The 1,263-nt window shown below is 73.2% G+C and carries 2 protein-coding genes; both read right to left on the reverse strand.

The window, feature by feature from the left end; genetic code table 11:
* On the reverse strand, positions 1–728 hold a 728-nt coding region (locus G3I40_RS00845), incomplete at its 3' end, for an endonuclease/exonuclease/phosphatase family protein (protein WP_203643148.1).
* Between the two features lie 97 nt (positions 729–825).
* Positions 826–1,263: hypothetical protein (locus tag G3I40_RS00850; RefSeq protein ID WP_164300206.1), on the reverse strand; the 438-nt coding region annotated here is incomplete at its 5' end.

Consider the following 1,263-nt stretch of genomic DNA (forward strand, 5'->3'; position numbering starts at 1 on the left):
CCCGCGGCCGCGAAGTCCCGCAGGCGGCCCAGCTCGCGCTTCCACAGCCCGACCTGGTCCGGCAGCGGCGGCATGGGATGGGCGAGTTGGAGCCGCACCGGATGCCCGCGCACGTCCGCGGTCGCGCCCGGCATGCCCATCGTGCCGGGCACCGCCCGCGCCGCCTTCAGCGGGAACGCGCTGAGGAGCAGGGAGCCCTCCGAGCCCTCCGCGCGCACCGCCTGCCGGTACGGGTACGCCGTCTCCAGCGAGTTGCGGCTCAGCTCGTCCTGGCAGGTGGGGTCGCACTCCTCGACGAAGACGACGTCCGGCTCGGTGCGGGTGAGCGTGTCGATCAGCGCGTCCGTGCCCTGCCCGAACTGCACGTTCGAGGACAGCACGCGGATGCCGGACACGGGCGCCCCGTCGGGTTCGGTCTCGCTCCCGTACGGCTCCATGAACCAGGCCAGCGCGCCGAGCACGAGGACGCCCCACACCATCCCGGTGCGCCAGCGCGCGAGGAGCGCGAGCAGCAGCGCGGCGACGGCGGGGGCGGTCAGCCAGGGCAGGAAGGCGAGCAACTGCGGGACGGGGGTGACGGCGTCGGTGTCGGCGGCGCGGCAGCCGACCACCGCGCTGAGCCCGGCGAACAGCAGGGCCGCCGCCCACGCCCCGGCCCTGTTGACACGACGACGGCGTCCGCCGCCCTCGTCGTCGTGACCCAGGGCGTCGGACGCCTCGTCCGTCATGGGGCGCTGGTCCAATGCCCTGCCTTTCGCGGGGGTGCTGCCGGATCCCGGACTTGAGGATCCTCCCGGAAGGACGAGAGCGCGGCCCGGACGGTTGTCAGACGGGCCGGGTGGTGCCGGATCGTGACGTGGCGGAGCGGGACGGCTCGCTCGCCAGCGCCCAGATGACGAAGACGCCGATGCCGATGGAGATCACCGACCACACGGGCGCGTACGGCAGGAACATGAAGTACTCGACGATGTAGAGCGCGGCGAGGCCGATGCCCGCGCCGCGCGCCCAGTCCGAGCCCTTCAGGATGCCCCAGCCGGTGAGCGCCACGAGGATGCCGATGACCAGGTGGATCCAGCCCCAGGTGGTCAGGTTGAAGGAGTAGACGTAGTCGCCGATCCGGCCGTACACGTCGTCCTTGGCGATGCCCGCGATGCCGTTGAGGATCCCGAGGATCCCGCTGACCAGCATCAGGACACCGGCGAAGACGCTGCCGCCGCCGGCCCAGCCACCGCCGGCGCCGTCGCCGCGGGTCGGGTCGGGGGC

It is taken from the genome of Streptomyces sp. SID14478, assembly GCF_010548525.1.
Lineage (GTDB): Bacteria > Actinomycetota > Actinomycetes > Streptomycetales > Streptomycetaceae > Streptomyces.